At 64.1% G+C, this 13,169-nt stretch carries 11 protein-coding genes; 2 read left to right on the forward strand and 9 right to left on the reverse strand.

What is annotated here, in order from left to right; all coding sequences use genetic code 11:
* Positions 1-60: 60 nt before the first annotated feature.
* The 7 genes from ACIPZF_RS09570 to ACIPZF_RS09600 form a co-directional block, all read right to left on the reverse strand.
* Positions 61-234, reverse strand: coding sequence for a hypothetical protein (locus ACIPZF_RS09570; RefSeq protein ID WP_400798159.1), 174 nt, complete (start codon positions 232-234; stop codon positions 61-63).
* A complete protein-coding gene (locus ACIPZF_RS09575) occupies positions 231-1,343 on the reverse strand; it encodes a PepSY-associated TM helix domain-containing protein (RefSeq protein ID WP_400798162.1) in 1,113 nt (370 codons plus the stop codon). Before ACIPZF_RS09575 ends, ACIPZF_RS09570 begins: the two co-directional genes overlap by 4 nt.
* An 82-nt stretch (positions 1,344-1,425) precedes the next feature.
* Complete coding sequence (locus ACIPZF_RS09580; protein WP_400798164.1) at positions 1,426-3,858, reverse strand: TonB-dependent siderophore receptor; 2,433 nt, start codon at positions 3,856-3,858, stop codon at positions 1,426-1,428.
* 200 nt (positions 3,859-4,058) lie between these two features.
* On the reverse strand, positions 4,059-5,015 hold the full coding sequence (locus ACIPZF_RS09585) for a FecR domain-containing protein (RefSeq protein WP_400798167.1): 957 nt from the start codon (positions 5,013-5,015) through the stop codon (positions 4,059-4,061).
* Entirely contained in the window at positions 5,012-5,530 is a 519-nt protein-coding gene (locus tag ACIPZF_RS09590) for an RNA polymerase sigma factor (RefSeq protein ID WP_400798170.1), read from the reverse strand. The genes ACIPZF_RS09585 and ACIPZF_RS09590 overlap by 4 nt, the downstream gene beginning before the upstream one ends.
* Positions 5,531-5,630: 100 nt before the next feature.
* Positions 5,631-6,341, reverse strand: a complete 711-nt coding sequence (locus ACIPZF_RS09595) for a PolC-type DNA polymerase III (protein WP_400798173.1) — start codon at positions 6,339-6,341, stop codon at positions 5,631-5,633.
* Positions 6,338-8,275: a putative nucleotidyltransferase substrate binding domain-containing protein gene (locus tag ACIPZF_RS09600; protein WP_400798176.1), complete on the reverse strand. Its 1,938-nt coding sequence runs from the start codon at positions 8,273-8,275 to the stop codon at positions 6,338-6,340. The genes ACIPZF_RS09595 and ACIPZF_RS09600 overlap by 4 nt, the downstream gene beginning before the upstream one ends.
* 179 nt (positions 8,276-8,454) lie before the next feature.
* Between ACIPZF_RS09600 and ACIPZF_RS09605 the strand changes: the two genes are divergently transcribed.
* Positions 8,455-8,901: a response regulator gene (locus tag ACIPZF_RS09605; RefSeq protein ID WP_400798179.1), complete on the forward strand. Its 447-nt coding sequence runs from the start codon at positions 8,455-8,457 to the stop codon at positions 8,899-8,901.
* Between the two features lie 131 nt (positions 8,902-9,032).
* Here ACIPZF_RS09605 and ACIPZF_RS09610 read toward each other — a convergent pair whose 3' ends face one another.
* Positions 9,033-11,210 (reverse strand): malate synthase G, encoded by a 2,178-nt coding sequence (locus ACIPZF_RS09610; protein ID WP_400798182.1) that lies wholly within the window; start codon positions 11,208-11,210, stop codon positions 9,033-9,035.
* 455 nt (positions 11,211-11,665) lie between these two features.
* On the opposite strand from ACIPZF_RS09610, the gene ACIPZF_RS09615 reads away from it, so the two are divergent.
* Complete coding sequence (locus ACIPZF_RS09615) at positions 11,666-12,184, forward strand: glycine cleavage system protein R (protein ID WP_400798185.1); 519 nt, start codon at positions 11,666-11,668, stop codon at positions 12,182-12,184.
* 76 nt (positions 12,185-12,260) lie between these two features.
* On the opposite strand, the gene rarD is transcribed toward ACIPZF_RS09615, so the two are convergent.
* Positions 12,261-13,148, reverse strand: a complete 888-nt coding sequence (rarD, locus tag ACIPZF_RS09620; protein ID WP_400798186.1) for an EamA family transporter RarD — start codon at positions 13,146-13,148, stop codon at positions 12,261-12,263.
* Between the last annotated feature and the right edge of the window lie 21 nt (positions 13,149-13,169).

The following is a 13,169-nucleotide window of genomic DNA, read 5'->3' on the forward strand; positions in this document are numbered from 1 at the left end:
TGGTCTCAGGGAGCAGGCATGGTGAATGGACGCGCCGTGGCAGCGCGGTAGCGGGCTACCTCACCGCCACAGGCTGCGCAGGCCCAGCCACGCGGGTATGCCCAGGCCAAGCCAGGCCAGCGCGTCCCACGCGCCATCGCCGAGCAGCGCGGCGAACAGCCCCAGCGCGCCGAGCATGGCGATGGCTGCCGGCCAGGCAAACACCCTGGCGCTGGATTGTGAACGGTGGCTCATGCCTTTGCCTCCCGTGGCCGGCGCTGCTTGCCCAGCCACAGATACACACCGCTACCCAGCACGATGATGGTCAGCACGTCCAGCACGGCCCAGAGGATCTGCATCGGCCGCCCGCCATAGTCACCGAAGTGCAGTGGCTGCGACAGGCCCATGGCGTCAAGGTACCAGGGCCGTTCACCGACTGCGGTGACCTGCAGCGAGCGTGCGTCGATCAGCACCGGGGTGAACAGGTGCGATGTCAGCGGCGTGCCGCCTTTCATGAACACCGCGTAGTGGTGTTCGCTGGAGAAACGGGTGCCGGGAAAGGCGATGAAGTCCGGGCGCATGCCAGGTGCGGCCTGCTCAGCAATGTCGAGCAAGCGGGAGGCGGGAGCGCGCTCGGTGAGCGGTGGTGCGTCACGGTAGGGTGCGACCATCGCCGCCAGGCTGTCGTTGCGCCAGGCGGCGATTACCAGGTCGGAGAGCGCGCTGATCACGCCGGTGACGCCTACCGTGAGAGCCCACGCCAGGGTCACCACGCCGATCAGGTTGTGCAGGTCGAGCCAGCGCAGGCGGCGCGACTTGTCGCTGCGCACCGTGGCGAAGCCCAGGCGGCGCATGAAGGGCGCGTAGAGCACGGTGCCGGAGACGATGGCGACAATGAACAGCAGCCCCATGAACGCCAGCAGCAGCTTGCCGGGGAGCCCGGCGAACATGTCCACGTGCAGGCGCAGCATGACCATCATGAAGCCGCCGTTGGCTGCCGGCATGGCCACGGCTTCGCCGGTGCGGGCGTCGAGCATGAAGGTGTGCGACGAATTGGGCTCGGTATCAGCGGTGGCGGCGGTGATTGCCACCACGCCGTTGCGCTCGTCCTCGTCATAGCCGAAATACTGCATCACTTCGCCTGGGCGGTGCTGTTCGGCCTTCAGCACGAGTTGCTGCAAATCCAGATGTGGCGTGCCCGCAGGCATCTCGCGCAGCTCGGGAGCATCGCCGAGCAGGTGTTCGAGTTCGTGGTGGAAGATCAGCGGCAGGCCGGTGACTGCCAGTAGCAGCATGAACAGGGTGCAGACCAGGCTGCTCCAGGTGTGGATCACGGACCAGCGGCGGATGGTTGGGCTTTTCATAACAGTTTGTTTCTCAAGGTCCAGAAACACCAAAGCCGTCCCACGGGGACGGCCTGGTTTGCCAGCTCACATCGTCAGCTGCTTACCATTTGTAGGAGGCACTGGCGACGACGCTGCGTTCATCCCCGTAGTAGCAGTAGTAACTGTCGCAGGTGGAAATGTAGTCCTTATCGAACAGGTTGGTCGCGTTGACCGCGACCGATGCACCTTTGAGGCTGTTGCTCAGGCGGCCAAGGTCGTAGTGCACCGAGGCATCGAATACGGTATAGGCATTGGCCTTGCCGAGCCAGGTGTTGCCCTGGTCGCCGTAGGTATTGCCGGTGTAGCGCGCGCCGCCTCCGATGCCGAAGCCGTCAAGCACGCCGCTGTGCCAGGTGTAGTCGGCCCACAGCGAGGCTTGCTGGTTAGGCATCAATTGCAGGCGATTGCCCTTGTACAGGCCGTCCTGCACTTCCGATTTGGCCAGGGTGTAGGCCGCGGTCACCTTGAGGTTTTCGGTGACGTCGGAAATGGCTTCCAGCTCCAGGCCGTGGACTTTCACTTCACCGGTCTGGCTGGTGATCGGCACGCCGCCGACATTGTTGGTGACCGAGACGTTCTTCTGGGTCAGGTCATACACGGCTGCCGAAAGCAGGGTGTTGGAACCTGGTGGCTGGTACTTGATGCCCAGTTCCCACTGTTTGCCTTCGGTCGGCTTGAACGAGTCCGTCGCCGTGGCACTGGCGTTGGCGGTCGGTTGGAACGACTCGGCGTAGGACAGGTACGGCACGAAGCCCGAGTCGAACACGTAGCTGATCGCCGCGTTGCCGCTGAACTTCTTGTCGCGCTGGGTATTGGTGGCATCGCCCTGGTTGAGGAACTTGGTACTGGTGTGCACCCAGTCTTCGCGGCCGCCCAAGGTCAGGCGCCAGTTGCCCAGGGCCATCTGGTCCTGGATGTACACGCCGGTCTGGCGGGTTTTCTGGTTGTAGTCGTAGAACGCCGTGGAACGGTCGGGGCGGGTGATCGGCACGCCGTAAACGGGATTGTTGACATTGCTGTCTGGCAAGCCGAAGCCGAAGATCGACAGGTAGTTGGTGTTGACGCGCTGGTGGTCCAGGCCCAGCAGCAAAGTGTGGGTGACCTCACCGGTGGCGAAGTCGGCCTGGAAGTTGTTGTCCACGGCGAACTGGCTGATGTCTTCATCGGTGTTGGTCGACATGCGGCTGACGGTGCCGTCGTCTTGCACTGGCCCGCCTGGCGAGTAGTAACTGCCTGGCGTGATGGTCTGGAAGGCCAGGTCGGTCTTGGTGTAGCGCAGGTTCTGGCGGAACTGCCAGACATCGTTGAGGCGGTGCTCGAAGGCATAGCCCAGCGCGTAGTAGGTGCGGTCGTAGAACTCGTAGTCCGGGTCGCCCAGGTTCTTGTGGTGCGAGATCTTGCCGAATGGCATGTCGATCTTGGTGCCCTGGATTGGGCGGAACTGGCTGGTGGCGCCGGTATCGTCGCGGGTGAACTGGGTCAGCAGGGTCAACGAGGTGTCGTCGTCGATGTTCCAGGTCAGGCTCGGGGCGATGTTGTAGCGCTTGTCGTCGATGTGGTCGATCTGCGTGCCGCCATCGCGAATCACGCCACTGACGCCGTACAGGAAGCGGCCTTCGTCATCGATCTTGCCGGTGCTGGCGAAGTTGATCTGGCGGTGGTTGTCGCTGCCGTACTGCACCTCAATTTCGTGGGCGCTTTCGGCTTGCGGGCGGCGGCTGACCATGTCCAGCAGGCCGCCGGGTGGGGTCTGGCCATACAGCGAGGACGCCGGGCCGCGCAGCAGGGCCAGGCGGTCGAGGTTCCAGGTTTCGGCTTTGGGGTTGGCATACACGCCACGCGGCAGCGGCAGGCCGTCGAGGAACTGGGTCGGCTCGAAGCCACGCACGCGCATCCAGTCATAGCGGGTGTCGCTGCCGTAGCTGGCGGAGACGATGCCCGGCATGTAGCGCACGGCATCGTCCAGGCTGTGCACGCCACGGTCGCTCATCTGCTGGCGGGTGGCGACGGAGATGGAGCGAGGGATTTCGACCAGCGCGGTGTCGGTCTTGGTGCCGACCGCACTGCGCTTGGCCAGGTAGCCTTCGACCGGGCCCCAGGCGCTTTCGCTGTCGCTATTGGCGTTCACGCTGGTTTCTGGCAAGGCCAGGCTGCCTTCCGGTACCGCCACCAGGCTGTAGCTGCCGACACTGCTTTGCTGCAGTTGCAGGCCGGTGCCGCGCAGGGCCGCCTGCAAGGCGCCCAGACCGTTGTACTGGCCGCTGACCGGCGCCGAGGTGCGGCCGCTGACCAGTGCCGGGTCGATGGCCAGGGCGATGCCCGTCTGGCTTGCGATCTGGTTCAGGGTGGTGGCCAGCGGGGCGCTGGGCAGGTCATAGGCACGCTGGGCGGATTGCTCGGCGGCGAACAGGGCAGGGCTGGCCAATGGCGCGGCCAGGGCGATGGCCAGGGCCATCAGGCTGGGGCGCAGGATACGATCAACAGCACGGGACATGCAGCGGCTCCTCGACGGATAAGTGCTAACTGCTTCCTTGCCGAGCGAGATTTGAGAAGTGACAGGGGAGTCTGAAAATATTTTGTTGTTCTGTGCTGGCCTCTTCGCGGGCAAGCCCGCTCCCACAAGGTCTCGACAGCCCTCGAACACTGCGCAGAACCTGTGGGAGCGGGCTTGCCCGCGAAGGATTTACCGCTTATCTATTTGGGCACCACCGTGACCCACCACTGCGTATGCCGCTCGATCTTCACCGGCAGCGCCGGCACCAGCGAGGCCAGGGCCAGGTCGGTATTGGTCAGCGGGAAGCTGCCGGTCACGCGCAGGTCAGCCACTTCATCGGCCACGCCCAGGTGACCACTGCGGTATTGCCCCAGCTGCGCCAGCAGGTCGGCCAGGCGTACGTTGTCGACCACCAGCATCCCGCGCGTCCAGGCATCCGCGCCGGCCTCGACCGGGGCGACTTCGCCCAGGCCATTGGCGTTCATCAGCACCTGCTGACCTTCGCGCAGCACTCGCTCGTCGCCACTGTTCATCGGCATGGCGCCGACCGAGGCCTGCATCACCTCCAGGCGCGTGCCGTCGGCCTCGCGGCGGACGAGGAAGCGCGTACCCAACGGACGCAGGCGTCCATCGTCGGTGCGCACCAGCAAGGGGCGTGGGTCTTCATGGCCGGTTTCGACCGAAATTTCGCCCTGGTGCAGCACCAGCACACGCTGATCGCCTTGGTAGTCGATATCCACAGCAGTGTGCGTGTTCAGGCTCAGCAGCGTGCCGTCTTCCAGGCGCAGGGTACGCAGTTCACCGGTGGCGGTGCGCTGGTCCGCCAGCCAGTAACTGGCCGACAGCGACGGCGCACCGACCCAGGCCAGCAGCGAGCCGAGCAGGAACATGCCGGCCATACCACCGCCGACCTTCGCCACTCGGCGCCGCAGCCCTGCGCGCGATTGTTGCAGGGCCTGGCGTGCCGGGCCGGCGGCAGCGCTCACGCGTTGGTCGAGGGTGCCAAGCTGGCGCCAGGCGCGGGCATGTTCTTCGCTGGCGGCATGCCAGCGCAGGAATTCGTTGCGCTCGTCGGGCGTGCCAGTGGCATCGTCCAGGCTCAGCTTCCAGGCGATGGCGGCTTCCAGAACCCCGGCGGAAACCGGTGCATTGTTCACGTCGGCTCCCCGTACAGGGCCACGTAGCACTGGCGCATGCCCTGGGCAATGTACTGGCGCACGCGCGACACCGACACGCCCAGGCGCTCGGCGATCTGGGCGTGGCCCATGCCATCCAGGCGATTGTGCAAGAAGGCAGCGCGGGCCTTGCTCGACAGTTTGCCGAGCAGGCGGTCGATGGCCTTGAGGTCTTCGAGGATCAGGTGCTGCATTTCCGGTGAGGGGTGTTCGGCTTCCGGCAAGCGCATCAGCTCGGCCAGATAGGCCTGCTCCAGCGCAGCGCGGCGGAAGTGGTCGAACATCAGCCCCTTGGCCACGGCGGCAAGGAACGCGCGCGGTTCGCGGGGGCTGTCCAGCTGCTCGCGGCCGAGCAGGCGCACGAAGGTGTCCTGGCTCAGGTCTTCGGCGCGCTGGCGGCAGGCCATGCTGCGCTGCAGCCAGGCGAGCAGCCAGCTGCGATGGTCGCGGTACAGGGTACCGACCAGTTCGGCGTGTGGGCTCTGAGCAGAAGACAAGCAGTGTCCCCCCCGGAACGAATGCATTAACTAACGATAATTATTCGCGATTGTTACAGAGGCGGGGGGCGCCGCGCAATGGACGCTTATCGGATTGCCATCACAGGCCGTGGTGATGCACATTGCGCCGGCGCCAGGAGCGCAGGCGCTGTTCGAGCTGCAACGGGCTGTCGAGCTGCTGGCGGCGGGCCTGGCTGAACAGGATCAAGGCCAGTTCGGCGGTAACCTGGGCATCGGCGCTGGCGTGATGGCGTTCCTCTACCTGCAGGCCGAAGCGCGCGACCCAGTCGTCCAGCCCGGCTTCGCGCAGCACGGTATCGGGGTTGAGCAGGGGGGCCAGTTCGGCCACGTCGAGGAACGGCTGTTGCAAGCGATAGCCCAGGCTTTCCTTCAGCGCCCGGGCCAGCATGCGTTGATCGAAGGGGGCGTGGAACGCCAGCACCGGGCTGTCGCCCATGAACTCCAACAGCTCCAGCAGCGCTTCGGCCGGGTCGCTGCCAGCAGCCAGGGCACTCGGGCCCAGGCCATGGATCAGCACGCTGGCGTTGGTCTTCTGTGTCGGGCGGTGCAGGGTGCGTTCGAACTGCTGGGAGAAGTCGATGGCGCCGTCTTCGATCGCCACCGCGCCGATCGACAGCACTTGATCGCGGTTGGGGTTCAGGCCGCTGGTCTCAAGGTCGAGCACCACCCAGCGCTGTTCACGCAGCGAGCACACGCCCAGCGGTGCGGCCTTGGGCAGTTGAGCCACGCGCTGTTGCAACGCCTCGCTCAGCACCGGGGTGGCGGGGCGTAGCCAGGCGAACAGGCTCATAGCTGGTACCGCAGCGCCAGGCTGCTTTGCAGGCGCTGGGCCTGGCGCAGCGACTCACGCAGGATGCGCCGATCCAGGTGGTTGAGGCTGTCCGGGTCGAGCCGGTTGGAGTACGGCAGGTTTTCGCGGGTCTGGCGTTGGTGCTGCTGCATGCGGGTTTGCTGGATGAAGTGGTAGGCCTCTTCGTACGCCGCACCGTCGAGGGGCTCGATAACGCCTTTGTCGACCAGCTGGCGCAGGCGTTCCAGGGTATTGCAGGCGCCGATGCCGTTCGCCAGGGCCAACAGCCGGGCGCCATCGACGAAGGGCGTCAGGCCTTGCACCTTGAGGTCGAGGGTCGCGGTCTTGTCGTTGCCCTGGCGGGTCAGCACGAACTCGCGCAGGCGGCCCACCGGTGGCCGCTGGCGCAGGGCGTTGTCGGCCATCATGCGCTGGAAGATGCGGTTGTCGGCGACTTGCTCCAGCACGCTGCGGCGCAACTGTTCGCAGCCTTGTTCGTCACCCCAGACCACACGCAGGTCGAAGTAGATGCTCGACCCCAGCAGGTTTTCCGGGCTGGCTTCGCGAATGAAACCGGCGAAGCGCCGCGCCCATTCGCTGCGCGACAGGCACAGCTCGGGGTTGCCGGCCATGACATTGCCCTTGCACAAGGTGAAGCCGCATTGGGCCAGGCACTGGTTGATGTATTGGGCCAGTGGCAGCAGACGGGCGCGAATGGCTTCGGCCTCAAGGGTGTCGCTCGCGTCGAAGAGGATGCCGTTGTCCTGGTCGGTGTGCAGCGTCTGTTCACGGCGCCCTTCGCTGCCGAAGCACAGCCAGCTGAACGGCACGCCCGGGTCGCCGCGCTCGGCCAGTGCCAGTTCGATCACCCGGCACACGGTGTGGTCGTTGAGCAGGGTGATGATCTGGGTGATCTGGGTCGAGGACGCGCCATGGGCGAGCATGCGTTCGACCAGCTGGCCGATCTCGCCGCGCAGCGACAACAGTGTGTCCAGGCGCGGGGCGTGGCGGATGGTGCGGGCCAGGTGCACCAGGTCGACCCGCTGCAGGGAAAACAGGTCGCGCTCGGACACCACGCCGCACAGCCGTTGGTTGTCCACCAGGCAGACATGGGCGATGTGCCGCTCTGTCATCGCCATGGCGGCATCGAAGGCGCTGGCCTGGGGGCTGAGATAGAACGGATTGGCCGTCATGTGCCGGTCGATCGGCGCGCCCAGGTCGGCATCGGCGGCGGCCACCACCTGACGCAGGTCGCGCAGGGTGAAGATGCCCACCGGGTAACGCTGCGGGTCGACCACCACGATGCTGCCGACCTGCTGTTCGTGCATCAACCGCACGGCCTCACGCAGCGGCAAGTCTGGCGAACAGACCACCGGGTGACGCATGGCCAGCTCGCCCAGCGGGGTGTTCAGCGAATACTGGGTGCCGAGGGTTTCCACGGCGCGCTGGCGCACTTGCTGGTTGACCTGGTCGAGCAGGCTGCTGACGCCGCGCAGGGCAAAATCGCGGAACACCTCCGACATCGAAAACACGCGGATGAACGCGGCCTTGTTCAACTGCAGGCAGAACGTGTCTTCACCGGCCAGGTGTTCCGTGCGGGTGGCGCGTTCACCGAGCAGCGCCGCCAGGGGGAAGCATTCGCCGCTGGTGATCTCGAAGGTGGTTTCCACACCCGGCTTGACCAGGTGCTGGCGCTCACCGACCACGCGGCCTTGCTTGACGATATAGAAATGCTCGACCGGCCCGTCGGCGGGCTTGATGATGCTTTCACCGCGGGCATGGAAACGCAGCTGGCACTGCTCCACCAGGAACGCCAGGTGACTGAGTTCCATCTGGTTGAACGGCGGAAAACGCTGCAGGAACTGCAGTGTGCTCTGGATGTTCTGCAGCACAGCCGTCCTGCCTGCCTGACTGTAGGCGTCCTTTTTGCTCATGAAACTGACCGTATCGCTACGCCGAACTATATATATCTATATAGGTGCCGGCCTTGTTGTTCTCGACCCCCATGGTCGGCTGACGGCGGTGTGGTGCCCATTGGACGTAAGTCTATGAGCGCGGTGTGATCTATTTCGCAGGGAGCGGTCTTACCGGTGAGCAAGCATTTTTTGATGAGATGACCATGGTTGACGACGACATCCTGAGTGACGCCGAACGTGAGGCATTGGCCGTGGTGAGTGCGCCTGTGGCGCCGAAGCCTGTGGTGCTGATTGTCGATGACAACCCGGTGAACAGCGAGGCGCTCAAGCTGTACCTGAAAAGCCGGGGCATCGAGAGCATGACTGCAGACGGGGCGCAGGAGGCGATGTTCAAGTTGCATTACGAGCCACGAATCGCCTTGATGATCACTGATCTACGGATGCAGCCCAATGATGGCATGGACTTGATTCGGCAGATTCGAGAATCGGAGCGGGCGGCGTTGTCGATCATCGTGGTGTCGGGCGACACCGATGTGAAGGAGGCGGTGGATGTGATGCACCTGGGTGTGGTGGATTTTCTGCTCAAACCTGTGGATCTGGGAAGGTTGCTGGAGCTGGTAAAGAAAGAATTGAGGATCGAGTGATCTAGGGCTGCTTTGCAGCCCATTCGCGGCACAAGGCCGCTCCCACAGGTATCGCGCAGGTCTGAAGCATTGCGAGATATCTGTGGGAGCGGCCTTGCGCCGCGAATGGGCCGCACAGCGGCCCCGTCCGATTACAACCCGTTACGCGCCTTGAACTCGCGACGGCGACGGTGCAGCACTGGCTCGGTGTAACCGTTGGGCTGCTTGGCACCCTCGATTACCAGCTCCACGGCGGCCTGGAACGCGACGTTATCGTCGAAGTTCGCTGCCATCGGGCGGTATTGGGCGTCGTTGGCGTTCTGCTTGTCGACCACCGCAGCCATGCGCTTGAGGCTCTCAAGCACCTGCTCCTGGCTGACGATGCCATGGCGCAGCCAGTTGGCCAGCAGCTGAGCGGAGATACGCAGGGTGGCGCGGTCTTCCATCAGGCCGACGTTGTTGATGTCCGGCACCTTCGAGCAACCCACGCCGTGGTCGATCCAGCGCACCACGTAGCCCAGGATACCCTGAGCATTGTTGTCCAGCTCGTTGCGGATCTCTTCCTCAGACCAGTTGGTATCGGCCGCCAGCGGGATGGTCAGGATATCGTCGACCGACGCCGGAGTGCGGCTGGCCAGCTCGCGCTGACGGGCCTGCACGTCGACCTTGTGGTAGTGCAGGGCGTGCAGGGTGGCGGCCGTCGGCGACGGTACCCAGGCGGTGTTGGCACCGGCCAGCGGGTGGGCGATCTTCTGCTCGAGCATCGCCGCCATCAGGTCGGGCATGGCCCACATGCCCTTGCCGATCTGCGCGCGACCTTGCAGGCCGGTGGCCAGGCCAACGTCGACGTTGTTGTTCTCGTAGGCGCCGATCCACTTCTCGTTCTTCATGGCGCCCTTGCGCACCACGGCGCCGGCTTCCATCGAGGTGTGGATTTCGTCACCGGTACGGTCGAGGAAGCCGGTGTTGATGAACACCACGCGCTCGGCGGCCGACTTGATGCAGGCCTTGAGGTTGACCGTGGTGCGGCGCTCCTCGTCCATGATGCCGACCTTGACGGTGTTGCGCGGCATGCCCAGCAGGTCTTCGACGCGGCTGAAGATTTCGGCGGCGAACGCGACTTCTTCAGGGCCGTGCATCTTCGGCTTGACGATGTACACGCTGCCAGTGCGGGTGTTCTTGCGGCTGGTGTTGCCGTTGAGGTTGTGCAGGGCGATCAGGTTGGTGAACAGGCCGTCCTGGATACCTTCCGGGATTTCGTTGCCTTGGGCATCGAGAATCGCCGGGTTGGTCATCAGGTGGCCGACGTTGCGCACGAACAGCAACGAACGACCGTGCAGGGTGACGCTGCCGCCATTGGGCGCGGCGTATTCGCGGTCTGGGTTCATGGTGCGAGTGAAGGTCTTGCCGCCTTTGCTCACGCTTTCGGCCAGATCGCCTTTCATCAGGCCCAGCCAGTTGCGGTAGACGATGACCTTGTCGTCGGCGTCGACGGCGGCGACCGAGTCTTCGCAGTCCATGATGGTGGTCAGCGCCGATTCCATCAGGATGTCGGTGACGCCAGCGGCGTCGGTGCTGCCGACCGGGGTGCTGGCGTCGACCTGGATTTCGAAGTGCAGGTTGTTGTGCTTGAGCAGCACGGCAGTCGGTGCGGCGGCGTCGCCCTTGTAGCCGATCAGCTGAGCGTCATCGCGCAGGCCGCTGTTGCTGCCACCCTTGAGGGCAACCACCAGCTTGCCGCCGTCGATGCGGTAGGCGGTGGAGTCGACGTGCGAACCTGCGGCCAGCGGCGCGGCTTCGTCGAGGAAGGCGCGGGCGAAGGCAATGACCTTGTTGCCACGCACCTTGTTGTAACCCTGGCCTTTTTCCGCGCCGCCTTCATCGCTGATGGCATCGGTGCCGTACAGCGCGTCGTACAGCGAACCCCAGCGGGCGTTGGCGGCGTTCAGGGCGAAGCGGGCGTTCATCACCGGCACGACCAGCTGCGGGCCGGCCATGTGGGCGATTTCTTCGTCTACATTTTGCGTGGTGGCCTGGAAATCGTCGGCTTGTGGCAGCAGGTAGCCGATTTCCTGGAGGAAGCTCTTGTAGGCTACGGCGTCGTGCGCCTGGCCTTGGCGTGCCTGGTGCCAGGCGTCGATCTTGGCTTGCAGCTCGTCGCGCTTGGCGAGCAGGGCTTTGTTCTTTGGAGCGAGGTCTTTAATGATCTCTGCCGCCCCGGCCCAGAACTTGTCGGCTTCGATGCCGGTTCCAGGGATCGCTTCGTCGTTGACGAAGTCGTACAGGGCCTTGGCGACCTGAAGGCCACCGACTTGAACGTATCCAGTCATTGCTTGCCTCACCTCTGCTCAGCTATTTCGCTTTCGCTCTTCTGTATTAAGCCTGTAGCGCTTCTCTAAACACGGCACCAGTACATGCTCTCGCCACTACGAGAGCGGCTGGGTGCGGCTCGCCAGACAGGCTGGCGGGCGGTTGGCGTATTTTCACAGGCGCCTTGGCAGACATCGAAACGACGTTTTGTAGTCTGCGCCAACGCATACTACATGAAGCAGCAGGCGGGTAAACATCAGACTAAAAGCGCCGTTCTGCGACCGGTTGGTCGCGTCGGGTCACGCTGGGAGTGGCTATGTTCGCAAAAAACTTAGGGATTGTTCCAGATAAATCTTGAAACAGTACACGATTAGTTCCGCAGACTGTCCTGCGGCAGGTTGCCGCGCCTTGCCTATACTGAGTCGATCCCCCGAATTTCCGCCGCTTTGGGCGGCCCGACGCAGAGGTAACCCCTGTGGATCATCTTGTACTGACCGTGATCGCCCCGGACAAGGCCGGCCAGGTGGAACGCATTGCCCAGTGCATCGCCGACCACAACGGTAACTGGTTGGAGAGCCGCATGTCGCGCATGGCCGGGCAGTTCGCCGGGATCCTGCGGGTGGCGGTGCCTGCGGAAAACTATGACGAGTTGGTGAAGTCGCTGCAGGCGTTGGGCAAATACGAAATTCGTGTGCTGATCGCCGAGAGCGGCATCGAGCCTTCCTGCACCTGGAAGCCGATCGCCATGGAGCTGGTGGGTAATGATCGGCCAGGGATCGTGCGCGACATTACCCGCTTGCTGGCTGAACAGGGCGTGAACCTGGAGCGCTTCACTACAGAAGTGCGCCCGGCACCGATGAGCAGCGAGCCACTGTTCCATGCCGACGCCTTGCTGGCGCTGCCGTTGACCTTGTCGCTGGATGACCTGCAGCAGAAGCTGGAGAGCCTGGCGGATGACTTGATGGTGGAGTTGAAGTTGCGGCCGGAAGATTGATCCGCAAGCACCTCGGTAGATGGCACCGGCTTCGCCGGTGTTCGCGGCTGAAGCCGCTCCCACCGGGAAACTGTGATCAGGCGCGCTTGCGCAGATTCAGCCAGGCATCGACGCTGTACAGCGCCAAACCCGCCCAGATGCAGATAAATGCCACCAGACTGCTCGACGACAGGTGTTCGTCAAACAGCAGCACTGCCTGCAGCAGCACCAAGGTCGGCGCCAGGTACTGCAGGAAGCCCAGGGTCGTATACGGCAGGTGGCGCGCGGCGGCGTTGAAGCACACCAGCGGGATCAGCGTCACTGGCCCAGCGGCCATCAGCCACAGCGCTTCGCTGGTGGTGTAGAACTCACCTTGGGCGCTCATTGCGGCGGGGTGCAGCAGCAGCCATCCCAATGCCAGCGGCACCAGCATCCAGGTTTCCACCACCAGGCCGGGGAGTGCGGCAACCGGCGCCTGCTTGCGGATCAGGCCGTAGAAGCCAAAGGTCAGCGCCAGCACCAGCGATACCCACGGCAGGCTGCCGACCTGCCATACCTGCTGCGCCACACCCACGGCGGCCAACCCCACCGCCAGCCATTGCAGGCGACGCAGGCGCTCACCCAGCAAGAGCATGCCCAGCAGCACGTTGACCAAGGGGTTGATGTAGTAGCCCAGGCTGGCTTCGAGCATGCGGCCGTTGTTCACCGACCACACATAAGTCAGCCAGTTGGCCGCGATCAGCGTCCCGCTCAGGGCAAGGATCGTCAGGCGACGCGGGTTTTCACGCAGTTCGCGCCACCAGCCTGGGTGTTTCCAGACCAACAGTAGCAGAGAGCCGAACAGGGCCGACCAGAGCACCCGGTGGACGATGATCTCCACCGCCGGAACGCTCTGAATGGCTTTGAAGTACAGCGGGAACAAGCCCCAGATGATGTAGGCCGAAAGGCCAAGAATGTACCCGCGACGCGGGTTTGCGGCGTGCATGCAGAATCCTTGCTTAGGTAG

The organism is Pseudomonas sp. NPDC089752, assembly GCF_044748725.1.
Taxonomy (GTDB): domain Bacteria; phylum Pseudomonadota; class Gammaproteobacteria; order Pseudomonadales; family Pseudomonadaceae; genus Aquipseudomonas.